This window comes from Streptomyces sp. NPDC107562 (assembly GCF_055657325.1).
Map to the genome: position 1 here is coordinate 38,166 of NZ_JBVKBE010000023.1, position 24,988 is coordinate 63,153.

Consider the following 24,988-nt stretch of genomic DNA (forward strand, 5'->3'; position numbering starts at 1 on the left):
ACGACATGCGCTGCTTGCACTACTTGTCGTACGACTCTACTGGTGGGCCGGGGCGTGCTCGGACCGGGGCTCGGGCGACCGCCCGGCGAGCCGCTCCCGCCAGGCGGCGAGCACGGCGGCGTCCGTGGCCGGGGTGGCCAGCGAGACGATCACGTAGGCGGCGAGGGAGGCCAGCAGGCCGTAGTAGACCGGCTCGTTGGCGAGGATGCCGTGGGTGGCCATGAGGACCACCACGGAGATGCCGCCGACCCCGACGCCCGCGAGCGCGCCCTGGACCGTGCCGCGCCTCCAGAGCAGTCCGCCGAGGATCGGCACCAGCAGGCCGCCGACGAGCAGGTTGTACGCCACGGTCAGCGCCTGCACGACGTCGTTGAGCGCGATGGCCGTGAGGATCACGGCGACGCCCATGAGCAGGATGAAGACGCGGTTGCCCTTGACCTCGTCGTGCTCCTGCTCCGACGGGCGCACCAGGCCCCGCAGCCGCGACCAGATGTCGTTGTTGGCGACGGTGGCGCAGGCGATCAGCGCACCGGAGGACGTGGACATCACCGCCGCGAGCGCCGCGGCGAGCACCAGTCCCCGCACGCCGATGGGGAGTTCGTCCTTGACGATCGTCGCGAAGGCGTCGTCCGCGCTGGCCAGGTTCGGGTAGAGCACCTTGGCCGCGGTGCCGATGACGGCGCCGGCGAGGGCGTAGACCAGGCAGTAGGTGCCGGCGACGGTGCCGCCCCACTTCGCCGTCGTGTCGTTGCGGGCCGTGAAGACGCGCTGCCAGATGTCCTGACCGATCAGCATGCCGAACGTGTAGATCAGGACGTAGGTGAAGATCGTCTCGCCGCCGATGCCCAGCGGGTCGAAGTACTCGGTGGGCAGCTTGGCCTTCATCTCGCTGAAGCCGCCGGCCTTGACGACCGCGATCGGCAGCAGGAGCAGCAGCACGCCGATCGTCTTGACCACGAACTGCACCATGTCGGTCAGCGTGATCGACCACATGCCGCCCAGCGTCGAGTAGGCGACGACGATCGAGCCGCCGAGGACGATCGCGAGGGTGCGGTTCATGTCGAAGAGGACGTCGAAGATCGTGGCGTACGCGATGGTCGAGGTCACCGCGAGCATCAGGGTGTACGCCCACATGACGACGCCGGAGATCACGCCCGCCCGGCCGCCGTAGCGCAGGTCCAGCATCTCGGAGACGGTGTAGACCTTCAGGCGGGCGATCCGGGCGGAGAAGAAGATCGACAGCGCCAGCAGGCCGAGGCCGATGGTGAAGACCATCCAGGCGCCGGAGAGGCCGTACTGGTAGCCGAGGCCCACGCCGCCGATGGTGGAGGCACCGCCGAGGACGATCGCCGCCATGGTGCCGGAGTACATGGCCGGGCCCAGGCGGCGGCCTGCCACCAGGAACTCGCTCTTGGACTTGGCGCGGCGCATGCCCCACCAGCCCATGGCCAGCATGCCGGCCAGATAGACGACGATCACGAGGTAGTCGACGGCCATGGGGCCCTCCTTCGCGCACTCTCGGTGGCGTGTCGTGCAGATGGGGGTCGTCCGGTGTGACGGCGCGGGGACATCCGCCCGTACCCCCGGCTGCCGGTCTGGACCGACCTTAGGTGGCTGGAAAGCGACTGCGAAGTGTACGTTTCATCCATTCGTACGGAACGGACTGGAGGAAACGCACACACCATGTCCGAGACGCCGGCCCTCCCGCCCACTCCTCCCGTGCCCCTTTCCGCTCTGCTGGCCAGGGAGGATCTCGCCCTGCGCCAGATCGCCGGACCGTCGGGCCCGGGAATCGTGCTGCACGGGGCGCACACCTCGGAGATGTCCGATCCGTACCCGTATCTGCTGGGCGGCGAGCTGCTCCTCTCGGCCGGGGTGCACATTCCGCCGGCCGCGCCGGGGACGTACTTCGACGCCTACGTCTCACGGATCGTCGCGGCGGGCGGCGCGGCCCTCGGCTTCGGGGTGGCCCCGGTGCACGACACGGTGCCGCGGGCGCTGGTCGAGGCGTGCCAGGCGCACGGCCTGCCCCTGCTGGAGGTCCCGCCCCGGACCACCTTCTCCGGTGTCGCCCGCGCCGTCTGGCAGCTGATCGCCCGCGCCCGGCTCGACGAACTGCGCCGGGTGACGGAGGCCCAGCAGGGCCTCGCCACGGCCGCCGCCCGTCCGGACCCCGTCCCGTCGGTGCTGCGCCAGCTGTCGCAGCGGGTGGGCGGCTGGACGGTCCTGTACGGCTCCGACGGCGCCCGGATCGCCACCGCGGGCAGACCACCGTCGGCCGAGGCACGACGAGCGCTGGAGGAACTGGCGGGGGTGGTACGCCCGGTCGGGGACCGCCCGCCGCCGGGCGAGGGCCGGGGAGCCGTGCCGGGGCCCACCCCCACACGGACGGCCTCGGCGCCCACAGCCGCAACCACACGGACGGCCTCGGCGCCCACAGCCGCAACCACCCGTCCCCCACAGCCCGGCGCCCCGCGCACCACCCCGCCTCCCGCCGCACTCCCGACGAGCCCCTCGCCACCGATCACGGGCGCCCCGCTCCCCACGCCCCCGGCCACACCGGTCACACCTGCCACACCTGCCACACCTGCCCCAGGCCCCGCACGACCGATCACCGGCACCACCCGCCCCACCCCTGCCACCACCCCCGGCCCGCCACGTACGGCCCCGGCGTCAGCCGCCTCCCGCCCCGCCCCCTCCTCCGCCACCGACACCGTGACCGGCACCCACCTCTCCGCCTACGCCCTCGGCGCCGGGCAGGGGTTCGTGCTCGGGATCGCCGCCCCGCGCCGTGAACCCGCCGATCACGCGATCGCCTCCGTCGCCTCCGTGCTGCTCTCCCTCCTCACCGGCGAGCACCACAGCGGCGCCGGCGCGGCGCGCTCCTCGGCGCTGGTGCGGCTGCTGCTCGGGGCCGATCCGGAGGCGGTCGCTCCGCTGCTCGGCGCCGAACGGTGGCTGGTCGTCCACGGGCGGCCCGACACGCACGCCCCCGACCCGGTCGCCGCCTCGGCGCTCGGCGCGGCCCTGGGCTCGCCCCTGGTGGACCTCGCCCGGGACGTCGTACGCGTGCTGGTGCCCGCCGAACACGAACCGGCCCCGCAACCCGGCTGGACCCTGGGCGTCAGCGCCTCCGCCGGCCCGCGCGAGTGGCCGGCCGCCGACACCCAGGCGGCCCGTGCGCTGGCCCGCGCCCGCGCCACCCGTACGGCACTGGTGCGGCACGGCGGCCGGCCCGCACTGGCGGACCTGGTGCCGGGCGGCGAGGCGCAGGCGTACGCCCGCGCGGTGCTGGGTCCCGTGGCGGGCAACACCGCCCTCACCGACACCCTGCGCACCTGGCTGTCCCTGCACGGCAGTTGGGACCGCACCGCCGTCGCCCTGTCGGTGCACCGCAACACCGTCCGGCAGCGGATCAGCCGCTGTGCGGCGCTGCTGGAGGTGGACCTGGACGACCCGGACGTACGGATGGAGCTGTGGTTCGCGCTGCGGCAGCTGTGACGGCCGGGCGACCTCGGGTGCGTGACCCACGTCCCAGCGTGCGGGACCCCGGGGACGGGCCCGGGCCGGTACCGCACAATAAGAGCCATGCCGATATCCGGGACACCCAGCCGCGCCGAGCTCGTCGAGCACCTTGTGAAGACCCGTATCGCGGGCGACGTCGCCACCCCGCGAGAGAACAACCTCTCCCACTACCGCCAACTGTCGAACGGCGTCCGCAACTTCTGGCTCGGCCTGGAGCTCGGCGACCGCTGGACCGACGAGCAGGACGTCCTCGCGGTGATGGCGGAGCGGGTCGGCGTGAACGACGACGCCGAGCACCGGCACGGCCAGGACACCATCGACCCCGAGCTGACGGTCGCCGCGCTGGAGCGCCTCGCGGCCCGGCTGCGCAAGGCGGCGGACAGCCGCCAGCGGGTGCTCTTCGCGACCGGCCATCCCGGAGGCCTGCTGGACGTCCACCGCGCCACGGCGGCCGCGCTGCGCGCCGCGGGCTGCGAGATCGTGGTGATCCCGGAGGGGCTCCAGACGGACGAGGGATACGTCATGCAGTTCGCGGACGTCGCGGTGCTGGAGCACGGCGCCACCCTGTGGCACACCCACTCGGGCGAACCGATGAAGGCCATTCTCACCACCCTGGAGCGCGAGGGCCGCCCGCTGCCGGACCTGGTCGTCGCCGACCACGGCTGGGCGGGTTACGCGGGCCAGCACGGCGTCGACTCGGTCGGCTACGCCGACTGCAACGACCCGGCCCTGTTCATCGCGGAGGCCGAGGGAACCGTCCAGGTGACGGTCCCCCTCGACGACCACGTGGTCAGCCCGCGCCACTACGACCCGATGACGGCCTACCTGCTGTCGGAGGCCGGCCTCAGCTAGGACGCGGGGCCCGGACGACGCCTTCCTGGATCACCGTGACGGCGAGGCGGCCGTCCTGCGTCCAGATGCGGGCCTGGCCGAGGCCACGGCCGCCGAACGCCGACGGGGACTCCTGGTCGTACAGGAGCCACTCGTCGGCGCGGAACGGGCGGTGGAACCACATCGCGTGGTCCAGCGAGGCCCCGACGACGTCGCCGACGGCCCAGCCGCCCCGGCCGTGCGCGAGCAGCACGGAGTCGAGGAGCGTCATGTCCGAGACGTACGTCGCCAGCACGACGTGCAGCAGCGGGTCGTCGGCGAGCTTGCCGTCGGTGCGGAACCACACCTGCGAGTGCGGCTCACGCGGCTCGCCGAATCTGCCGTACGGCGGCTCGTCGACGTAGCGCAGGTCGACGGCGGCGCGTGCCTCCAGGAACTTCTCGACGACCTGCGCGGGCAGGTGGCCGTACCCCCTCATCCGCTCCCGCGAGGTGGGAAGCGTCTCGGGGTCGGGGGCGGACGGCATCGCCTCCTGGTGGTCGAAGCCTTCCTCGTACTTCTGGAAGGACGCGGACAGCGCGAAGATCGGCTGCCCGTGCTGCACCGCGACGACCCGGCGGGCGGTGAAGGAGCGGCCGTCGTTCATCCGGTCGACCGTGTAGACGATCGGGGCGCCCGGGTCACCGGTGCGCAGGAAGTACGCGTGCAGGGAGTGCGGGTGCCGGTCCTCGGGGACCGTGCGTCCGGCGGCGACGAGGGCCTGGGCCGCGACCTGCCCGCCGAAGACGCGCGGGACGACGGCGGACCGGGACTGCCCGCGGAAGATGTCCTCCTCGATCTGCTCCAGGTCGAGCAGATCGAGGAGACCCTGTAGTGCCTCGTTCATGGCACCTTTTCTCCTGGCCGGCGATTGCCGGAACCTTACAGACCCATGTCCTTCGCAATGATCGACTTCATGATCTCGCTGGTGCCGCCGTAGATGCGGTTGACGCGGTTGTCCGCGTACAGGCGGGCGATCGGGTACTCGTTCATGTAGCCGTAGCCGCCGTGCAGCTGGAGGCAGCGGTCGATGACGCGGTGGGCGACCTCGGTGCAGAACAGCTTGGCGGAGGCGGCCTCGGCGGGGGTCAGCTCGCCCGCGTCCAGTGCCTCGGTCGCGCGGTCGGCGACGGCCTCGGCGGCGTCCACCTCGGCCTGGCAGGCGGCCAGCTCGAACTTGGTGTTCTGGAAGTGGGCGACGGGCTTGCCGAAGACCGTGCGCTCCTGGACGTACTGCTTGGCGAACCGGACGGCGGCCTTGGCCTGCGCGTAGGCACCGAAGGCGATGCCCCAGCGCTCCGAGGCGAGGTTGTGGCCGAGGTAGGAGAAGCCCTTGTTCTCCTCGCCGAGCAGGTCCTCGACGGGCACCTTGACGTCGACGAAGGCCAGCTCGGCCGTGTCGGAGGTGCGCAGACCCAGCTTGTCCAGCTTGCGGCCGACCGAGTACCCCTCGGACTTGGTGTCGACGGCGAAGAGGGAGATGCCGAAGCGGCGGTCGTCCTCGCGCGGCGCCGAGGTGCGGGCGCAGACGATGACCTTGTCGGCGTGCACACCGCCGGTGATGAAGGTCTTGGCGCCGTTGAGGACGTAGTGGGTGCCGTCCTCGGAGAGCTTGGCGGTGGTCTTCATGCCCGCGAGGTCGGAGCCGGTGCCCGGCTCGGTCATCGCGATGGCCCACATCTCCTCGCCGGTGACGAACTTCGGCAGGTAGCGCTTCTTCTGCTCGTCGGTGGCCAGCATCTTGATGTACGGCAGGGCGAGCAGCACGTGCACACCGGAGCCGCCGAACTGGACGCCCGCGCGGGCGGTCTCCTCGTACAGGACGGCCTCGAACTTGTGGCTGTCCATGCCGGCGCCGCCGAACTCCTCGGGCACGTTGATGCCGAAGATGCCCAGGTCACCGAGCTTGTGGTAGAAGTCGCGCGGCGCCTGACCGGCGGCGAACCAGTCGTCGTAGACGGGCACGACCTCGGCCTCGATGAAGGCGCGCAGGGTCTCCCGGAACGCCTCGTGATCCTCGTTGAACACCGTACGGCGCACGCCGCCACCTCCACCGTCACATGTCTAAGCGCTTGCTCACCCACCGTACCGGCGAGTACGAACCGCCGACAAGACCGGTCCGTGCGTAACGCTCGTCACGCCCGCCCCGGGGAGGGCGCCCCGCGGTGCGGTGCTACTCCCCCGCCGCCGCGAACGCGCCCCTGGCCATCCGGTGCAGCAGCTCCGCCGTGGCCCCGCGCCCGGGGAGCGAGCCGGGGCGCCCCAGGTGCGGGGTCGAGTTCAGCAGGCCGAAGACCGAGTGGACGGCGGAGCGGGCCGTCGGCTCGGGCAGTCCCGGGTAGACCTCACGGACCACCTCCACCCACAGCTCCACGTACTGGCGCTGGAGCTGGCGCACCATCTTGCGGTCGCTGTCGCGCAGCCGGTCCAGCTCGCGGTCGTGCAGCGTGATGAGGGGACGGTCGTCGAGCGCGAAGTCGATGTGGCCCTCGATCAGCGAATCGAGCAGCGCCTCGGGATCCCCGTCCGCCTCCGCCACCCGGCGCTTGCCGCCGGTCAGGAGCTGACCGCTGATCCCCACCAGCAACTCGGCGAGCATCGCGTCCTTGCCCGGGAAGTGGCGGTAGAGACCGGGGCCGCTGATGCCCACCGCGGCGCCTATCTCGTCGACCCCGACGCCGTGGAAACCACGCTCGGCGAAGAGCCGCGCGGCCTCCTTGAGGATCTGTTCGCGGCGGGTCGGGGCGTCGGTTCGCGTGGCCATGGAAGCAATTCTAGACAGGGAGGTTAGCGGTCGTTAACCTGGGGGAAATGCGTTAACGCTCATTAACAAGGTGAGGGGACCGCGAGGATGGACCAGGCACCGGAGCTGCACGGCGCGGCGGACCCCGCGTCGGAGGCCTGGCGGACCAACGAGGCGGCACATCTCGCCCTCGTGGAGGAGCTGCGCGGCAAGCTCGCCGCCGCCCGGCTCGGCGGGGGCGAGAGGGCGCGCGCCCGGCACACCGCGCGCGGCAAGCTGCTGCCGCGCGACCGGGTCGACACGCTCCTCGACCCCGGCTCGCCCTTCCTGGAGCTGGCCCCGCTCGCCGCCGACGGGATGTACGACGGCCAGGCCCCGGCCGCCGGCGTCGTCGCGGGCATCGGGCGGGTCAGCGGCCGGGAGTGCGTCGTCGTGGCCAACGACGCCACCGTCAAGGGCGGCACGTACTACCCGATGACGGTGAAGAAGCATCTGCGCGCGCAGGAGGTGGCCCTGGAGAACCGGCTGCCGTGTCTGTACCTCGTGGACTCCGGCGGCGCCTTCCTGCCCATGCAGGACGAGGTCTTCCCGGACCGCGAGCACTTCGGCCGGATCTTCTACAACCAGGCCCGGATGTCCGCCGCGCGGATCCCCCAGATCGCCGCCGTCCTCGGCTCCTGCACGGCAGGCGGGGCCTACGTCCCGGCCATGAGCGACGAGGCCGTCATCGTGCGGAACCAGGGGACGATCTTCCTCGGCGGCCCCCCGCTGGTGAAGGCCGCCACCGGCGAGGTGGTCACCGCCGAGGAACTCGGCGGCGGCGAGGTGCACTCCCGCGTCTCCGGCGTCACCGACCACCTCGCGGAGGACGACGCCCACGCCCTGCGGATCGTGCGGAACATCGTCGCCACCCTCCCCGCGCGTGGACCGCTGCCCTGGGAGGTGCGGCCGGCGGTCGAGCCCAAGGCCGACCCGTACGGGCTGTACGGGGCGGTGCCGGTCGACTCCCGCACCCCCTACGACGTCCGCGAGGTCATCGCGCGCGTGGTCGACGGTTCCCGGTTCGCCGAGTTCAAGGCCGAGTTCGGGCAGACCCTCGTCACCGGCTTCGCCCGCATCCACGGACACCCGGTCGGCATCGTCGCCAACAACGGCATCCTCTTCTCGGAGTCCGCCCAGAAGGGCGCCCACTTCATCGAACTGTGCGACCAGCGGGGCATCCCGCTGCTGTTCCTGCAGAACATCTCGGGGTTCATGGTCGGCAGGGACTACGAGGCCGGCGGCATCGCCAAGCACGGGGCGAAGATGGTCACCGCCGTCGCCACCACCCGGGTCCCGAAGCTCACGGTCGTGGTCGGCGGATCGTACGGCGCGGGCAACTACTCGATGTGCGGCCGGGCGTACTCGCCGCGCTTCCTGTGGATGTGGCCCAACGCCAAGATCTCCGTCATGGGCGGCGAGCAGGCCGCGTCGGTGCTCGCCACCGTCAAGCGGGACCAGCTGGAGGGCCGCGGGGAGTCCTGGCCCGCCGAGGACGAAGAGGCGTTCAAAGCGCCGATCCGCGCGCAGTACGACCACCAGGGCAACGCCTACTACGCCACCGCCCGCCTCTGGGACGACGGGGTGATCGACCCCCTGGACACCCGTCAGGTGGTCGGCCTGGCCCTGACCGCCTGCGCCAACGCGCCCCTGGGAGACCCCCAGTTCGGCGTCTTCCGGATGTGAGGGGACCGATGTTCGACACCGTTCTTGTGGCCAACCGCGGTGAGATCGCGGTCCGGGTCATCCGTACGCTGCGCTCCCTGGGCGTCCGCTCGGTCGCCGTCTTCTCCGACGCCGACGCCGACGCCCGGCACGTGCGCGAGGCCGACACGGCGGTACGGATCGGCCCGGCGCCGGCCGTCGAGAGCTATCTGTCCGTGGAGCGCATCCTTGAGGCCGCGGCCGCGACGAAGGCCCAGGCCGTCCACCCGGGATACGGCTTCCTCGCCGAGAACGCCGCCTTCGCGCGCGCCTGCGCCGACGCCGGACTGGTCTTCATCGGGCCGCCGGCCGACGCCATCGCCCTGATGGGCGACAAGATCCGCGCCAAGGAGACCGTCTCGGCGGCCGGCGTCCCGGTCGTCCCCGGCGGCCGCGACCCCGAACTCGCCCGCGCCGCCCGCGAACTGGGCGCGCCCGTCCTCATCAAGCCCTCCGCGGGCGGCGGCGGCAAGGGCATGCGCCTGGTGCGCGACCTCGGCCTGCTCGACGACGAGATCGCCGCCGCCCGGCGCGAGGCCGCCGCCTCCTTCGGTGACGACACCCTGCTCGTCGAGCGCTGGATCGACCGGCCGCGCCACATCGAGATCCAGGTCCTGGCCGACGGCCACGGCGGCGTCGTCCACATTGGGGAGCGCGAGTGCTCCCTCCAGCGGCGCCACCAGAAGGTCGTCGAGGAGGCGCCGAGCGTGCTCCTGGACGAGGCCACCCGCGCGGCGATGGGCGAGGCGGCGGTGCAGGCGGCCCGTTCCTGCGGGTACGTCGGGGCGGGCACGGTGGAGTTCATCGTCCCCGGCGGCGACCCGGCCGCGTACTGCTTCATGGAGATGAACACCCGGCTCCAGGTGGAGCACCCCGTCACCGAGCTGATCACCGGGCTCGACCTGGTGGAATGGCAGCTGCGGGTCGCGGCGGGCGAGCGCCTCCCCTTCACGCAGGAGGACATCACCCTCACCGGCCACGCGATCGAGGCCCGGGTCTGCGCCGAGGACCCGAACCGTGGCTTCCTGCCCTCCGGCGGCACGGTCCTCGCCCTGCACGAGCCGCAGGGCGACGGCGTGCGCACCGACTCCGGCCTCAGCGAGGGTACGGAGGTCGGCAGCCTGTACGACCCGATGCTGTCGAAGGTCATCGCCTACGGCCCCGACCGCGCCACCGCGCTGCGCAGGCTGCGCGCCGCCCTCGCCGGCACGGTCGTCCTCGGCGTGCCGACGAACGCCGGGTTCCTGCGGCGGCTGCTCGCCCATCCGGCGGTGGCCGAGGGCGACCTGGACACCGGCCTGGTCGAGCGGGAGGTGGCGGGCCTCGTGACGGACGAGGTCCCGGACGAGGTCTACGCGGCGGCGGCGCTGCTGCGCCATCACGCGCTCTCCCCCGCGCCCGGCGGTGGCTGGGTCGACCCGTTCTCCGTCCCGCGGGGCTGGCGCCTGGGCGGCGAGCGGGCATGGACGGCGCACCACCTGCGGCTGCCGGGGCACGACCCGGTGACCGTACGGCTGCGCGCGGCGGCGGACGGCGGGTACGAGCTGCTGCTCGGCGACGCCGGGAGCCCGGTCCTGGCATCCGCGGACCCCGCCCCGGCGGAGACCGGGTCCCGGTTCACGCTCCGGCTCGACGGCGTCGCCCACACCTTCGCCGCCCTGCCGGACGGCAGCTGGCTCGGCCGCGACGGCGACGCCTGGCAGGTGCGTGACCACGACCCGGTCGAGGCGTCCCTCTCCCGCGGCGCGCACGCCGGTGCCGACTCGCTGACCGCGCCGATGCCGGGCACAGTGACGGTGGTGAAGGTCGCGGTCGGTGACGCGGTCGAGGCCGGTCAGAGCCTGCTGGTGGTGGAGGCGATGAAGATGGAGCACGTCATCTCCGCCCCGCACGCCGGGACGGTCGCCGAGCTGGACGTGACCCCGGGGACGACCGTCGCCATGGAGCAGGTCCTCGCCGTCATCACGCCGACCGAGGAGGAGACGGCATGAGCACCCCCGATCCCGCCCTCCCCATGGTCGTACCGGCCCCGGGCCTGCCCGCCCGCGTCCGGATCCACGAGGTCGGCCCCCGCGACGGCCTGCAGAACGAGAAGGCGCGGGTCCCGACGGAGGTCAAGGCGGAGTTCGTCCACCGGCTGGCCGAGGCCGGTCTCACGACGATCGAGGCAACGAGCTTCGTCCACCCCAAGTGGGTGCCCCAACTGGCGGACGCCGAGGCACTGTTCCCGCTCGTGCGGGACGTGCCGGCGGACCTGCCGGTGCTCGTCCCCAACGACCGGGGGCTGGAACGCGCGCTGGCCCTCGGCGCCGCCCGCGTCGCCGTCTTCGCCAGCGCCACCGAGTCCTTCGCGAAGGCCAACCTCAACCGCACGGTCGACGAGGCGCTCGCCATGTTCGACCCCGTCGTCTCCCGCGCGAAGGCCGAAGGGCTCCACGTCCGCGGCTATCTGTCGATGTGTTTCGGCGACCCCTGGGAGGGGGCCGTCGCGGTGCACCAGGTCGTGCGGGTCTGCAAGGCGCTGCGCGACATGGGCTGCGACGAACTGAGCCTGGGCGACACGATCGGCGTGGCGACCCCGGGCCACGTCGCCGAGCTGCTCTCCGCGCTGAACGCCGACGGCGTCCCGACCCCCGCCCTCGGCGTGCACTTCCACGACACCTACGGCCAGGCACTGGCCAACACCCTCGCCGCGCTCCAGCACGGCGTCACGACGGTCGACGCCTCGGCGGGCGGACTCGGCGGCTGCCCGTACGCCAAGAGCGCCACCGGCAACCTCGCCACCGAGGACCTCGTGTGGATGCTGCACGGCCTCGGCATCGACACCGGCGTCGACCTCGGCCGTCTCACCGCCACCAGCGTGTGGATGGCCGGCCGACTGGGCCGACCCAGCCCGTCCCGCACCGTAAGAGCCCTCTCCCACCAGGAGCAGTGACGCATCATGGACCACCGCCTCAGCCCCGAGCTGGAAGAACTCCGCCGCACGGTGGAGGAGTTCGCGCACGAGGTCGTCGCCCCCAAGATCGGCGACTACTACGAGCGGCACGAGTTCCCGTACGAGATCGTCCGCGAGATGGGCAGGATGGGCCTGTTCGGACTGCCGTTCCCGGAGGAGTACGGCGGGATGGGCGGCGACTACCTCGCCCTGGGCATCGCCTTGGAGGAACTGGCCCGCGTCGACTCCTCGGTGGCCATCACCCTGGAGGCGGGCGTCTCGCTGGGCGCGATGCCGCTGCACCTGTTCGGCACCGAGGAGCAGAAGCGTGAGTGGCTGCCCCGGCTGTGCTCCGGCGAGGTCCTCGGCGCCTTCGGCCTGACCGAGCCCGACGGCGGCTCGGACGCCGGTGCGACCCGCACGACGGCCCGGCTCGACGCGGAGACCGGCGAGTGGGTGATCAACGGCACCAAGTGCTTCATCACCAACTCCGGCACCGACATCACCGGACTGGTGACGGTCACCGCCGTGACGGGCCGTAAGCCGGACGGCAGGCCGCAGATCTCCGCGATCATCGTCCCCTCCGGCACGCCGGGCTTCACGGTGGCGCCGCAGTACTCCAAGGTCGGCTGGAACGCCTCCGACACCCGGGAGCTGTCCTTCGACGACGTCCGGGTCCCGGCGGCGAACCTGCTGGGCGAGGAGGGCCGCGGCTACGCCCAGTTCCTGCGCATCCTCGACGAGGGCCGGATCGCCATCGCGGCGCTCGCCACGGGCCTGGCGCAGGGCTGTGTGGACGAGTCGGTGAAGTACGCGAAGGAACGTCACGCCTTCGGCCGGCCGATCGGCGCCAACCAGGCCATCCAGTTCAAGGTCGCCGACATGGAGATGAAGGCCCACACGGCCCGTCTTGCGTGGCGCGACGCCGCCTCCCGGCTGGTGGCGGGCGAGCCCTTCAAGAAGGAGGCGGCCCTGGCGAAGCTGTACTCCTCCACCGTCGCGGTGGACAACGCCCGTGACGCCACCCAGATCCACGGCGGGTACGGCTTCATGAACGAGTACCCGGTGGCCCGGATGTGGCGGGACTCGAAGATCCTGGAGATCGGCGAGGGCACCAGCGAGGTGCAACGCATGCTGATCGCCCGCGAGTTGGGGCTCGTGGGCTGATCCGTCGCCCGCCCTGCCGACGGACGGCGGCGCCATGGGAGGACCCGCCCCCTGGACAAGTTCTGAGGTTAGGCTAACCTACCTTCGAATTGTCCGGCGGGCCCTCCGCCCTGTTCGAAAGCAGCCATTCCCATGTCCAACGCCCGTGCCACCCACCTCACCCGTCGCGGCATCCTCGCCGCCGGCGGTGCCCTCGGCCTCGGTGCCGTGCTCGCCGCCTGCGGCGACGAAGACACGAACAGCGGCGGCTCGGACGCGAAGGCCTCTGCCAAGGCCTCCGGCCCCTGGTCGTTCAAGGACGACCGCGGCGAGACGGTGAAGCTGGACCAGGCCCCGGCGAACATCGCCGCCTTCGTGGGCGTCGCCGCCGCCCTGTTCGACTACGGCGTCGAGGTCAAGGGCGTGTTCGGCCCGACCAAGACGAAGGACGGCAAGGCCGACGTCCAGGCCGGCGACATGGACGTCAGCAAGCTGACCGTCTTCGGCAACATCTGGGACCAGTTCAACGTCGAGCAGTACGCGGCCTTCCAGCCGGACGTGCTGATCTCCACCACCTTCGACAGCGCGGGCACCCTCTGGTACGTCCCCGAGGCGTCCAAGGACAAGATCGCCAAGCTCGCCCCGAGCGTGGCCCTCTCCGTCTACGACCGGCAGCTGACCGCGCCGCTGCAGCGCATGTGGGAGCTGGCCGAGTCGCTCGGCGCGGACATGAAGGCCGACAAGACGGTGCAGGCCAAGCAGGAGTTCGAGGCGGCCGCCGAGCGGCTGCGCAAGGCCGCCAAGTCCCGGCCCGAGATCAAGGTGCTGGCCGGCTCCGCGAGCCAGGAGATCTTCTACGTCTCCGGCACCAACCTCTCCATCGACCTGGAGTACTTCAAGGCGCTCGGCGTGAACTTCGTCGAGCCGCCGGAGAAGGCCAAGGCCGAGGGCGGCGGCTGGTTCGAGAACCTCAGCTGGGAGAACGTCGACAAGTACCCGGCCGACATCATCATGATGGACGACCGCTCCTCGACCATCCAGCCGGCGGACATCGCCGAGGGCACCTGGAAGAAGCTGCCCGCGGTCAAGGCGGGCCAGGTCATCGCGCGTTCGCCGGAGCCGATCCTGTCGTACGCCAAGTGCACGCCGCTGCTGACGTCGCTGGCCGAGGCCATCGAGAAGGCGAAGAAGGTCAGCTGAGGCCGATCGGCACTCAAGGAGCAGTCCCATGACGACGGCCCTGGCCGCCCCGTTCCGTTTCTTCGCCCTTCAGGTCGTGCGGACGAGGCGGCTCGGGCCGTCTCTCGTCCGGGTCACCTTCGCGGGAGACGACCTGCGGCACTTCTTCTCCGACGGCCGCGACCAGTCGCTGTCGCTGTTCCTGCCCCATCCCGGACAGCCGGGGCCGGTCGTGCCGGTCGAGCTCGGTGACCGGTGGTGGCAGGGCTGGCGTGAACTCCCGGACGACGTAAGGGCCGTGATGCGGTCCTACACGCTGCGGGAGCTGCGCCGGGACCCCGACGAGATCGACATCGACTTCGTCCTGCACACCCCGGCCGGACCCGCCTCCCACTGGGCCTCCCGTGCCACCGCCGGCGATCGGGTCCTGCTGCTCGGACCGGCGGTCGCGGACAACCGGGCGATCCGTTTCCGTCCGCCACCGGACACCGATCTGGTGGTCGTCTGGGGCGACGAGACCGCGCTGCCGGCCGTGGCGGCCGTCCTGGAGTCGCTGCCGGCCGGTCTGCCGGCGCGCGTCTGGCTGGAGGTGCACGACTCCAGGACCGTCCACGACCTGGCCACCGAGGCCGACGCCGAGGTCACTTGGCTGGTCGCCCCGGGGGCACAGGGTGCCGAGAGCTCCCCCATGGCCCTCGGCGCCCTGCGGGCCGCCGCACTGCCGCCCGCCGAGCACCCGTACGTCTGGATCGCGGGCGAGTCCTCCTGCGTGAAGCAGTTGCGCCGGCACTTCGTGGGCGAGCGCGGTATCGACCGGCGCCGGGTCACTTTCGTCGGCTACTGGCGACAGGGGCTCAGCGAGGAGCAGTTGCGCGAGCTGGGTGAGTAGCCGAACTCAACTTAGGTTAGGCTAACCTAAGTCAAAGCGGCCTTCACCCGTCCCGCAACGGACCGTCCCCACCGGAGGACCCCCACATGCGCTCGCACCTGCTCAATGACGCGACCGCGGAGCAGTACCGCCGCTCCGTGACCGAGGGAGTAGAGCGGGTGGCGGCGAAACTCGCCACCACCGACCGTCCGTTCACCGGCGTCACCGTCGACACCCTCTCCCCCCGGATCGAGCAGATCGACCTCGACCAGCCGCTGCACGACACCGCCGCGGTGCTGGACGAGCTGGAGGAGGTCTACCTCCGCGACGCGGTCTACTTCCACCACCCCCGCTACCTCGCCCACCTCAACTGCCCGGTCGTCATACCGGCGGTACTGGGCGAGGCGATCCTCTCCGCGGTCAACTCCTCGCTCGACACCTGGGACCAGTCGGCCGGCGGCACCCTGATCGAGCGCAAGCTCATCGACTGGACCACGGAGCGCATCGGTCTCGGCCCGGCCGCCGACGGGGTGTTCACCTCCGGTGGCACCCAGTCCAACCTCCAGGCGCTGCTGCTGGCCCGCGAGGAGGCCAAGACCGACTCCCTGGCGAAACTGCGCGTCTTCGCCTCCGAGGTCAGCCACTTCAGCGTGAAGAAGTCGGCGAAACTGCTCGGCCTCGGACCCGACGCCGTCGTGGCGATCCCCGTCGACCACGACAAGCGGATGCAGACCGTGGCGCTCGCGCACGAGCTGGAGCGCTGCGCGAAGGACGGCCTCGTCCCCATGGCCGTCGTCGCCACCTCCGGCACCACCGACTTCGGCTCGATCGACCCGCTCCCCGAGATCGCCGAACTCTGCTCCCAGTACGGCGCCTGGATGCACGTCGACGCGGCCTACGGGTGCGGACTGCTCACCTCGCTCAAGCGCCGCTCCCTGCTGGCGGGCATCGAGCGGGCCGACTCGGTCACCGTCGACTACCACAAGTCCTTCTTCCAGCCCGTGAGTTCCTCGGCGGTGCTGGTCCGGGACGCCGCCACCCTGCGGCACGCCACCTACCACGCGGAGTACCTCAACCCGCGCCGTATGGTGCAGGAACGTATCCCCAACCAGGTGGACAAGTCGCTCCAGACCACCCGCCGCTTCGACGCCCTCAAGCTCTGGATGACGCTGCGCGTGATGGGCGCCGACGGCATCGGGCAGCTCTTCGACGAGGTGTGCGACCTCGCCCAGGAGGGCTGGAAGCTGCTCGCCGCCGACCCCCGCTACGACGTCGTGGTCGAGCCTTCCCTGTCCACCCTGGTCTTCCGCTACATCCCGGCCGCCGTCACCGACCCGGCCGAGATCGACCGCGCCAACCTCTACGCCCGCAAGGCCCTGTTCGCCTCCGGCGAGGCCGTCGTCGCGGGCACCAAGGTCGGCAACCGCCACTACCTGAAGTTCACCCTGCTCAACCCCGAGACCACGGCGTCCGACATCGCCGCCGTCCTCGACCTGATCGCCGGCCACGCCGAGCAGTACCTGGGAGAATCCCTTGACCGCGCTTCCTGACACCACGGAAAAGACCTACGACTTCGTGGGGATCGGGCTCGGCCCCTTCAACCTCGGCCTCGCCTGCCTGACCGAGCCCATCGCCGAACTCGACGGCGTCTTCCTGGAGTCCAAGCCGGACTTCGAGTGGCACGCGGGCATGTTCCTGGACGGCGCCCACCTCCAGACGCCGTTCATGTCGGACCTGGTGACGCTGGCCGACCCGACCTCCCCGTACTCCTTCCTGAACTACCTGAAGGACAAGGGGCGGCTGTACTCGTTCTACATCCGCGAGAACTTCTACCCGCTGCGGGTCGAGTACGACGACTACTGCCGCTGGGCGGCGAACCAGCTGAGCAGCGTGCGCTTCGGCACCACGGTCACCGAGGTCACGTACGAGGACGACCTGTACGCCGTGCGCACCGCGGCCGGCGAGGTGCTCCGCGCCCGTCACCTGGTCCTCGGCACCGGCACCCCGCCCTACGTCCCGGAGGCCTGCCAGGGGCTCGGCGGCGACTTCCTGCACAACTCCCGCTACGTCCAGAACAAGGCGGAGCTGCAGCGCAAGGAGTCGATCACGCTGGTCGGCAGCGGTCAGTCCGCCGCCGAGATCTACTACGACCTGCTCAGCGAGATCGACGTGCACGGCTACCAGCTGAACTGGGTGACGCGCTCCCCGCGGTTCTTCCCGCTGGAGTACACCAAGCTCACGCTGGAGATGACCTCCCCGGAGTACATCGACTACTACCGCGAGCTGCCCGAGGCGACCCGCTACCGCCTCACCACCGAGCAGAAGGGCCTGTTCAAGGGCATCGACGGCGATCTCATCAACGAGATCTTCGACCTGCTCTACCAGAAGAACCTCGGCGGCCCGATCCGCACCCGGCTGCTCACCAACTCCGCGCTCACCGGCGCCCGGTACGAGAACGGCACGTACACGCTGGGCTTCCACCAGGAGGAGCAGGAGCGCGACTTCACGCTCGACACACAGGGCCTGGTGCTCGCCACCGGCTACAAGTACGTCGAGCCGGAATTCCTGAAGCCGGTCCGCGACCGCCTGCGCTACGACTCCCAGGGCAACTTCGACGTCGCCCGCAACTACGCCGTCGACGTCACCGGCCGGGGGATCTTCCTCCAGAACGCCGGTGTGCACACCCACAGCATCACCTCGCCCGACCTGGGCATGGGCGCGTACCGGAACTCGTACATCATCCGGGAGCTGCTCGGCAGCGAGTACTACCCGGTCGAGAAGTCCATCGCGTTCCAGGAGTTCGCCGTATGAGCATCGGTACGTTCACCGTCCGCCCCCTCGACCCGCTGAAGGACGCCGAGCTGCTGCACAGCTGGGTCACCCATCCCAAGGCGGCCTTCTGGATGATGCAGGACGCCAGACTCCAGGACGTCGAGCGCGAGTACATGCGCATAGCGGCGCACGAGCACCACCACGCCTACCTCGGCCTGCACGACGGCGCACCGGCCTTCCTGATGGAGAGCTACGACCCCCGGTACGTGGAGCTGGTCGGCCTGTACGACCCCGAGCCCGGCGACGTCGGCATGCACTTCCTGGTCGCCCCCACCGACCGGCCGGTGCACGGCTTCACCCGGGCCGTCATCACCGCCGTGATGGAGGAGCTGTTCGCCGACCCCGCCACCCGCCGGGTGGTGGTCGAACCCGATGTGAGCAACACCGCGGTGCACGCGCTCAACGAGGCCGTGGGTTTCGTGCCCGACCGTGAGATCGACAAGCCGGAGAAGCGCGCGCTGCTCAGCTTCTGCACGCGCGAGCAGTTCGAGGCCGCCCGAGGAGTAGCCGTATGACCCTGTCCGACGCCGTAGCGCACCTCTCCCCCCACCGCTGGGCGCGGGCCAACCGCCTCCTGATCCGCAAGGCCCTGGCCGAGTTCGCCCACGAGCGGCTCCTGTCGCCGCGGCCCACCGACGGCGGCGGGTACGTCGTCCACAGCGACGACGGCCAGACGCGGTACACCTTCGACGCCGTGGTCCGGGCCCTCGACCACTGGCAGATCGACGCCGAGTCGATCACCCGGCACCGCGACGGGGCCGAACTGCCGCTCGCCGCGCTGGACTTCTTCGTCGAGCTGCGCCAGGCGCTCGGCCTGAGCGACGAGATCCTCCCGGTGTACCTGGAGGAGATCTCCTCCACCCTCTCCGGCACCTGCTACAAGCTCACCAAGCCGCAGATCCCGGTCGGCGAGCTGGTGACCAGCGGCTTCCAGGCCATCGAGACCGGCATGACCGAGGGCCACCCCTGCTTCGTGGCCAACAACGGCCGGCTCGGCTTCGGGATCCACGAGTACCTCTCGTACGCCCCCGAGACGGCGAGCCCGGTCCGGCTGGTGTGGCTGGCCGCGCACCGCTCGCGCGCGGCCTTCACCGCCGGTGTCGGCATCGCGTACGAGTCCTTCCTGAGGGACGAGCTCGGCGCACCGACCCTGGAGCGCTTCCACCGGCAGCTCACCGAGCAGGGCCTGGACCCGGCCGACTACCTCCTCATCCCCGTCCACCCCTGGCAGTGGTGGAACAAGCTCACCGTCACCTTCGCCGCCGAGGTGGCCCAGCGGCACCTCGTCTGCCTCGGCGAGGGCGACGACGAGTACCTGGCCCAGCAGTCCATCCGTACCTTCTTCAACACCACCCGGCCCGAGAAGCACTACGTGAAGACGGCGCTGTCCGTCCTCAACATGGGCTTCATGCGGGGGCTGTCGGCCGCCTACATGGAGGCCACCCCGGCGATCAACGACTGGCTCGCCCAGCTGATCGAGGGCGACCCGGTGCTGAAGTCGACGGGCCTGTCGATCATCCGGGAGCGCGCGGCGGTCGGCTACCGGCACCTGGAGTACGAGAAGGCGACGGACCGCTACTCGCCGTATCGCAAGATGCTGGCCGCGCTGTGGCGGGAGAGCCCGGTGGCCTCGTTGCAGCCGGGCGAGTCCCTCGCCACCATGGCCTCGCTGCTGCATGTCGACCACGAGTGCCGGGGCTTCGCTGCGGCACTGATCGAGCGGTCGGGGCTGACGCCGAAGGAGTGGCTGCGCGGCTATCTGCGGGCCTACTACACCCCGCTGCTGCACAGCTTCTACGCCTACGACCTGGTGTACATGCCGCACGGCGAGAACGTCATCCTGGTCCTGAAGGACGGCGCCGTCGAGCGCGCGATCTACAAGGACATCGCCGAGGAGATCGCCGTCATGGACCCGGACGCGGTGCTGCCGCCCGCGGTGGAACGGCTGCGCGTCGACGTCCCCGAGGACAAGAAGCTGCTGTCGATCTTCACGGACGTCTTCGACTGCTTCTTCCGCTTCCTCGCCGCGAACCTCGCGGACGAGGGGGTCCTGGAGGAGGACGGCTTCTGGTCCACGGTCGCGGACGTCACCCGTGAGTACCAGGAGTCGATGCCCGAACTCGCCGACAAGTTCCGGCAGTACGACATGTTCGCCCCCCGGTTCGCGCTGTCCTGCCTGAACCGGCTCCAGCTGCGCGACAACCGGCAGATGGTGGACCTGGCCGACCCGGCGGGCGCGCTGCAGCTGATCGGCGACCTGGAGAACCCGATCGCGGGGCGGTAGCACCCCTCCCGGACCGGCGGACGCCCCGGAGTACGGTCCTCCGGGGCGTCCGTCGTCATGTCACGGCGGTACCACGCCTACTGCGCCGGCCACGGCACCTGCGGCGACCGGTGGTAGCCGATCCCGAGCGCGTCCCACCGCGCCCCTTGCGCCGCCAGCCGCTGCCGGTAGCCGTCCCAGCCGTGCGTGGCCCGGGGCGACCAGCCGAGCTCGGCGACGCCCGGCAGCCTCGGGAAGGCCATGTACTCGATGTGGCGGGAGTTCTCGAGTGTCTCCGACCACAGCGGCGCCTCGACGCCCCGGACGGCCGACGCGGGCGCGCCGGGCAGATAGGCGCCCGGGTCCCAGTCGTAGGACCGCCGCACGTCGACGTATCCGGCCCAGGACAGCCCGAGCGGGGTCTGGGCGTCGTACTTCATGTCGAGGTAGACGCGGTCCGCCGGGGACAGGACCAGCCCGGTGCCGGCCCGCGCGGCGGCGGCGACCTGCTCCTTCTCCGCGGCGCCGGTCCCGTCCAGGCCCCAGTACTGGGCGAGGGCGCCCTCGGCCGGGGTCGCGCCGGTCAACTGGTGCCAGCCGACGACCTTCTTGCCGTACTCGGCGACGACCGGCTGCACCCGGTCCATGAACGTCACGTAGTCCTCGTGGCTGGTGGAGTGCGCCTCGTCGCCGCCGATGTGCAGATAGCGGCCCGGGGTGAGCGCCGCGATCTCCCGCACCACGTCGTCCACGAACTCGTAGGTGACCTCCTTCGGCACGCACAGCGAGCTGAAGCCGACCGCGGTGCCGGTGTAGAGCGGAGGGGCGACGCCGTCGCAGTTCAGTTCGGCGTACGAGGCGAGGGCCGCGTTGGTGTGGCCGGGCATGTCGATCTCGGGGACGACCTCCAGGTGCCGGGAGGCCGCGTAGCGGACGATCTCCTTGTAGTCGGCCTTGGTGTAGTAGCCGCCGGGGCCGCCGCCGACCTCGGTCGAGCCGCCGTGCGTCGTCAGCCGCGGCCAGGAGTCGATGGCGATGCGCCAGCCCTGGTCGTCGCTGAGGTGCAGGTGCAGCTTGTTGAACTTGTAGAGCGCGAGCTGGTCGATGTAGCGCTTGACCTCACCGACGTCGAAGAAGTGCCGGGACACGTCCAGCATCGCGCCCCGCCAGCCGTAGCGCGGGGTGTCCTCGATGGTGCCGCCCGCGACGAGCCAGGGGCCGGGCTGTACGGAGTCGCGCTCGACGGCCGCGGGCAGGAGCTGGCGCAGGGTCTGCACGCCGTGGAAGAGCCCGGCGGGGCGGGCGGCGGTGATGGTGACGCCGCCGCGCCCGCTCTGGAGGCGGTAGCCCTCGTCGCCGTAGGGGCCCTTGGCGAGCTTCAGCCGGATGCCCCCGTCGCCGTGGGTGGTGACCGGGAGGCGGTAGCCGGTCGAGGGGCGCAGCACTCCGGCGAGATAGCCGCCGACCCCGCGGCCCTCACGGGAGTCGTCGACGCGGATGCGGGTGCCCTCGGTGATGCGGTACGGCGATCCGCCCGGGTCGACCGAGGCCGGTGCGGGAATCACGGCGCCGAGCGCGGTCCCGGTCCCCGGACGGGCGGGCCCGGGTGCGGGCGCCGCCGCGGTGAGCGAGGCGCCGACCGCGGTGACGAGCAGCAGGGAAGCCAGAAGGCGAGGCGCTCGGTGGTGCAGTGCGCGGTGCTGTCTCACAAACGTCCCTTCCTGGAGCTCCAACAGGTATGGACCACTCTCTCGCGAGACCGGTGGAACAATCCCTCGCATGGCGGAAATCATCCAGAAGGACGGCACGTGGATCTTCGACGGCGACGCCCTGCGCCTGACGCCCGGACGGGACAAGAACGTCGGTCTGCTGCGCAAGACACTGGGTGAACTGGTCGTCCCGCTGGGGGCGTTGGCCGGCATCTCGTTCGAGCAGGGCCGCCGGACGGGGCGGCTGAGGCTACGGCTGCGGGACGGCGCCGACCCCCTGCTGCACGCCACCGCCGGCCGGCTCGCCGAACCCCACGACCCGTACCAGCTGACCGTCGAGTCCGACCGCTACGGCGTCGCCGAGTACCTCGTGGACGAGGTGCGCCAGGCGCTGCTGCTGGACCAGGTGCCCTCGGACCCGGTCACCGAGTACCTGCTGCCCGGCCCGGCCGTGCCGCTGTCGGCGGCCGCCGGGGACGGCACCGCGAGCTTCGACGGCGAGCGGGTGCGCCTGGAGTGGAACTGGAAGACGGAGGACGCCAAGGCCGCCGTCGGCACCCGCACGCTCGCCGTCACCGACATCGCGGCCGTCGAGTGGCATCCGGCGGCCGGCCTGGAGAACGGCTACCTGCGCTTCACCGTGCGCAACGCCCCGACCAAGGCGCCGCCCAAGTACGACCCCAACGCGGTCGAGCTGTGGGGCTTCAAGAAGGACCCCCTGATGGCCCTGATCGCCGCCGCCGTCCAGGCCCGCCTCCCGCACCCGGCCGCGCCGGCCCCCGCCGCGGCCCTGGACGCCCCGGCGCAGCGGCCGGAGCCCGCCGCGGCCGCCCGCGAGGACGACCACGACGCGCTGCTGCGGCGCCTGCGCGAACTCGGCGAGCTGCACCGCACCGGCGTGCTGACCGACGAGGAGTTCGCCCTGGCCAAGCAGGCGCTCCTGAAGCGCATGTGACCCGGCTCACCTCACCCATGGCCTGGACAGGGCATATCGACGTACCCTACCCCTGCCCGAAATCGGGCAGGATTGTTGCGAAAGATCGGCCGGTACCCCAGGATCTACCGGGTGCACGACGAACTCGTTGATCATCTGACGCGCTCCACGCCCCTCAACCGGGGCGAGGCGCTGCGCGTGGTCCAGGACGTGCTCGCCTACTTCGACGAGACGACCGAGGAGTTCGTCCGTCGCCGCCATCGCGAGCTCCAGGCCCAGGGCCTGGTCAACGCGACGATCTTCGAACAGATCGCGGCGGACCTGAAATACCGGGCGGTGGCACCGCCGGAGCTCACCCTCCGGCAGTTGCGCCGCATCGTCTACGGCTGAGGAATACATCTGTATGTGCGGAATCGTCGGATACATCGGGAAGCGTGACGTCGCCCCTCTGCTCCTGGAAGGCCTGCAGCGCCTGGAGTACCGCGGCTACGACTCGGCCGGCATCGTCGTCACCTCCCCCAAGGCCTCCGGCCTGAAGATGGTCAAGGCCAAGGGCCGGGTGCGCGATCTGGAGGCCAAGGTCCCGGCGCGCTTCAAGGGCACCACCGGTATCGCCCACACCCGCTGGGCCACCCACGGCGCCCCGTCCGACGTCAACGCCCACCCGCACCTGGACGCCGAGGGCAAGGTCGCCGTCGTCCACAACGGCATCATCGACAACGCCTCCGACCTGCGCCGCAAACTGGAGGCGGACGGCGTCGAGTTCCTCTCCGAGACCGACACCGAGGTCCTCGTCCACCTGATCGCCCGTTCGCAGGCCGAGAAGCTCGAGGACAAGGTCCGCGAGATCCTCCGGCTCATCGAGGGCACCTACGGCATCGCCGTCCTGCATGCCGACTTCCCGGACCGCATCGTCGTCGCCCGCAACGGCTCCCCGGTCGTCCTCGGCATCGGCGAGAAGGAGATGTTCGTCGCCTCGGACATCGCCGCGCTGGTCACCCACACCCGGCAGATAGTGACCCTCGACGACGGCGAGATGGCCACGCTCAAGGCCGACGACTTCCGCACCTACACCACCGAGGGCACCCGCACGACGGCCGAGCCCACCACCGTGGAGTGGGAGGCCGCCTCCTACGACATGGGCGGCCACGACACCTACATGCACAAGGAGATCCACGAGCAGGCCGAGGCCGTGGACCGCGTCCTGCGCGGCCGGATCGACGACCGCTTCTCCACCGTGCACCTCGGCGGCCTGAACCTCGACGCCCGCGAGGCCCGCCGGATCCGGCGCGTCAAGATCCTCGGCTGCGGCACCTCGTACCACGCCGGCATGATCGGCGCCCAGATGATCGAGGAGCTGGCCCGCATCCCCGCGGACGCCGAACCGGCCTCCGAGTTCCGCTACCGCAACGCGGTCGTCGACCCCGACACCCTGTACATCGCCGTTTCCCAGTCCGGCGAGACCTACGACGTGCTGGCCGCCGTCCAGGAGCTGAAGCGCAAGGGCGCCCGGGTGCTCGGCATCGTCAACGTCGTCGGCTCGGCGATCGCCCGCGAGGCCGACGGCGGCATCTACGTGCACGCCGGCCCCGAGGTCTGCGTGGTCTCCACGAAGTGCTTCACCAACACCTGCGTGGCCTTCGCCCTGCTCGCCCTGCACCTCGGCCGCACCCGCGACCTCTCCGTGCGCGACGGCAAGCGGATCATCGAGGGCCTGCGCAAGCTGCCCGCGCAGATCGCCGAGATGATGGAGCAGGAGGGTGAGATCGAGGAGCTCGCCAAGGGCTACGCCGAGGCCCGTTCGATGCTCTTCATCGGGCGGGTGCGCGGCTACCCGGTCGCCCGCGAGGCCTCCCTCAAGCTCAAGGAGGTCTCGTACATCCACGCCGAGGCCTACCCCGCCTCGGAGCTGAAGCACGGCCCGCTCGCCCTCATCGAGCCCGCGCTCCCGACGGTCGCGATCGTCCCGGACGACGACCTGCTGGAGAAGAACCGCGCCGCGATGGAGGAGATCAAGGCCCGCAGCGGCAAGATCCTGGCGGTGGCCCACCGCGAGCAGGAGAAGGCCGACCAGACGATCGTGGTCCCGAAGAACGAGGACGAGCTCGACCCGATCCTGATGGGCATCCCGCTCCAACTCCTGGCCTACCACACGGCACTTGCCCTCGGGCGCGACATCGACAAGCCCCGCAACCTCGCGAAGTCGGTAACGGTCGAGTAGCACCCCGCTGACAGAGGACG

Annotated in this window: 20 protein-coding genes; 15 read left to right on the forward strand and 5 right to left on the reverse strand. The window is 71.2% G+C overall.

What is annotated here, in order from left to right; translation table 11 throughout:
- Window positions 1-36: 36 nt before the first annotated feature.
- On the reverse strand, window positions 37-1,497 hold the full coding sequence (locus ACZ7LV_RS37240; protein WP_471945794.1) for a sodium:solute symporter family protein: 1,461 nt from the start codon (window positions 1,495-1,497) through the stop codon (window positions 37-39).
- 186 nt (window positions 1,498-1,683) lie between these two features.
- Here ACZ7LV_RS37240 and ACZ7LV_RS37245 point away from each other — a divergent pair, with 186 nt between their 5' ends.
- Together ACZ7LV_RS37245 and ACZ7LV_RS37250 are read left to right on the forward strand one after the other, a co-directional pair.
- Window positions 1,684-3,501, forward strand: a complete 1,818-nt coding sequence (locus tag ACZ7LV_RS37245; RefSeq protein WP_471945795.1) for a helix-turn-helix domain-containing protein — start codon at window positions 1,684-1,686, stop codon at window positions 3,499-3,501.
- A gap of 87 nt (window positions 3,502-3,588) precedes the next feature.
- Window positions 3,589-4,377 carry a phosphatase gene (locus ACZ7LV_RS37250; protein ID WP_471945796.1) on the forward strand — a complete coding sequence of 263 codons (789 nt, stop codon included), beginning with the start codon at window positions 3,589-3,591 and terminating at the stop codon, window positions 4,375-4,377.
- Here the strand turns inward: ACZ7LV_RS37250 and tesB are convergent.
- From tesB to ACZ7LV_RS37265, 3 genes are all read right to left on the reverse strand, one after another.
- Window positions 4,370-5,242, reverse strand: a complete 873-nt coding sequence (gene tesB / locus ACZ7LV_RS37255; protein WP_471945797.1) for an acyl-CoA thioesterase II — start codon at window positions 5,240-5,242, stop codon at window positions 4,370-4,372. The two genes, ACZ7LV_RS37250 and tesB, sit on opposite strands and share 8 nt — an antisense overlap.
- A 35-nt stretch (window positions 5,243-5,277) precedes the next feature.
- Window positions 5,278-6,435 carry an acyl-CoA dehydrogenase family protein gene (locus tag ACZ7LV_RS37260; protein ID WP_471945798.1) on the reverse strand — a complete coding sequence of 386 codons (1,158 nt, stop codon included), beginning with the start codon at window positions 6,433-6,435 and terminating at the stop codon, window positions 5,278-5,280.
- Window positions 6,436-6,568: 133 nt separating this feature from the next.
- Complete coding sequence (locus ACZ7LV_RS37265) at window positions 6,569-7,159, reverse strand: SACE_7040 family transcriptional regulator (RefSeq protein ID WP_401680659.1); 591 nt, start codon at window positions 7,157-7,159, stop codon at window positions 6,569-6,571.
- An 87-nt stretch (window positions 7,160-7,246) separates the two neighbouring features.
- Between ACZ7LV_RS37265 and ACZ7LV_RS37270 the strand changes: the two genes are divergently transcribed.
- The 10 genes from ACZ7LV_RS37270 to ACZ7LV_RS37315 all read left to right on the forward strand — a co-directional run bounded on the left by ACZ7LV_RS37270 (window position 7,247) and on the right by ACZ7LV_RS37315 (window position 20,125).
- Entirely contained in the window at window positions 7,247-8,863 is a 1,617-nt protein-coding gene (locus tag ACZ7LV_RS37270; RefSeq protein WP_471945799.1) for a carboxyl transferase domain-containing protein, read from the forward strand.
- 8 nt (window positions 8,864-8,871) lie between these two features.
- Entirely contained in the window at window positions 8,872-10,872 is a 2,001-nt protein-coding gene (locus tag ACZ7LV_RS37275; RefSeq protein ID WP_471945800.1) for an acetyl/propionyl/methylcrotonyl-CoA carboxylase subunit alpha, read from the forward strand.
- Entirely contained in the window at window positions 10,869-11,816 is a 948-nt protein-coding gene (locus ACZ7LV_RS37280) for a hydroxymethylglutaryl-CoA lyase (RefSeq protein WP_471945801.1), read from the forward strand. Before ACZ7LV_RS37275 ends, ACZ7LV_RS37280 begins: the two co-directional genes overlap by 4 nt.
- Before the next feature lie 6 nt (window positions 11,817-11,822).
- Window positions 11,823-12,983, forward strand: coding sequence for an acyl-CoA dehydrogenase family protein (locus ACZ7LV_RS37285; RefSeq protein ID WP_401680669.1), 1,161 nt, complete (start codon window positions 11,823-11,825; stop codon window positions 12,981-12,983).
- A 132-nt stretch (window positions 12,984-13,115) separates the two neighbouring features.
- Window positions 13,116-14,162 (forward strand): ABC transporter substrate-binding protein, encoded by a 1,047-nt coding sequence (locus tag ACZ7LV_RS37290; protein WP_471945802.1) that lies wholly within the window; start codon window positions 13,116-13,118, stop codon window positions 14,160-14,162.
- Window positions 14,163-14,190: 28 nt separating this feature from the next.
- Window positions 14,191-15,030 carry a siderophore-interacting protein gene (locus ACZ7LV_RS37295; protein WP_471945803.1) on the forward strand — a complete coding sequence of 280 codons (840 nt, stop codon included), beginning with the start codon at window positions 14,191-14,193 and terminating at the stop codon, window positions 15,028-15,030.
- A gap of 86 nt (window positions 15,031-15,116) precedes the next feature.
- Window positions 15,117-16,559 (forward strand): lysine decarboxylase DesA, encoded by a 1,443-nt coding sequence (gene desA, locus ACZ7LV_RS37300; protein ID WP_471945804.1) that lies wholly within the window; start codon window positions 15,117-15,119, stop codon window positions 16,557-16,559.
- On the forward strand, window positions 16,543-17,820 hold the full coding sequence (locus ACZ7LV_RS37305; protein WP_471945805.1) for a lysine N(6)-hydroxylase/L-ornithine N(5)-oxygenase family protein: 1,278 nt from the start codon (window positions 16,543-16,545) through the stop codon (window positions 17,818-17,820). Before desA ends, ACZ7LV_RS37305 begins: the two co-directional genes overlap by 17 nt.
- Entirely contained in the window at window positions 17,817-18,356 is a 540-nt protein-coding gene (locus ACZ7LV_RS37310; RefSeq protein WP_471945806.1) for a GNAT family N-acetyltransferase, read from the forward strand. Before ACZ7LV_RS37305 ends, ACZ7LV_RS37310 begins: the two co-directional genes overlap by 4 nt.
- Window positions 18,353-20,125, forward strand: a complete 1,773-nt coding sequence (locus ACZ7LV_RS37315; protein ID WP_471945807.1) for an IucA/IucC family protein — start codon at window positions 18,353-18,355, stop codon at window positions 20,123-20,125. Before ACZ7LV_RS37310 ends, ACZ7LV_RS37315 begins: the two co-directional genes overlap by 4 nt.
- A gap of 77 nt (window positions 20,126-20,202) precedes the next feature.
- Here the strand turns inward: ACZ7LV_RS37315 and ACZ7LV_RS37320 are convergent, their stop codons facing one another.
- The gene (locus ACZ7LV_RS37320; protein WP_471945808.1) at window positions 20,203-21,813 is read right to left on the reverse strand and encodes a beta-N-acetylhexosaminidase; all 1,611 of its coding nucleotides are present in this window, start codon (window positions 21,811-21,813) and stop codon (window positions 20,203-20,205) included.
- A gap of 70 nt (window positions 21,814-21,883) precedes the next feature.
- On the opposite strand from ACZ7LV_RS37320, the gene ACZ7LV_RS37325 reads away from it, so the two are divergent.
- The 3 genes from ACZ7LV_RS37325 to glmS all read left to right on the forward strand — a co-directional run bounded on the left by ACZ7LV_RS37325 (window position 21,884) and on the right by glmS (window position 24,968).
- The gene (locus tag ACZ7LV_RS37325) at window positions 21,884-22,768 is read left to right on the forward strand and encodes a DUF4429 domain-containing protein (protein ID WP_471945809.1); all 885 of its coding nucleotides are present in this window, start codon (window positions 21,884-21,886) and stop codon (window positions 22,766-22,768) included.
- Between the two features lie 111 nt (window positions 22,769-22,879).
- Complete coding sequence (locus tag ACZ7LV_RS37330; RefSeq protein WP_401680693.1) at window positions 22,880-23,137, forward strand: hypothetical protein; 258 nt, start codon at window positions 22,880-22,882, stop codon at window positions 23,135-23,137.
- A gap of 13 nt (window positions 23,138-23,150) precedes the next feature.
- Window positions 23,151-24,968 (forward strand): glutamine--fructose-6-phosphate transaminase (isomerizing), encoded by a 1,818-nt coding sequence (glmS, locus tag ACZ7LV_RS37335; protein ID WP_471945810.1) that lies wholly within the window; start codon window positions 23,151-23,153, stop codon window positions 24,966-24,968.
- Window positions 24,969-24,988: the final 20 nt, after the last annotated feature.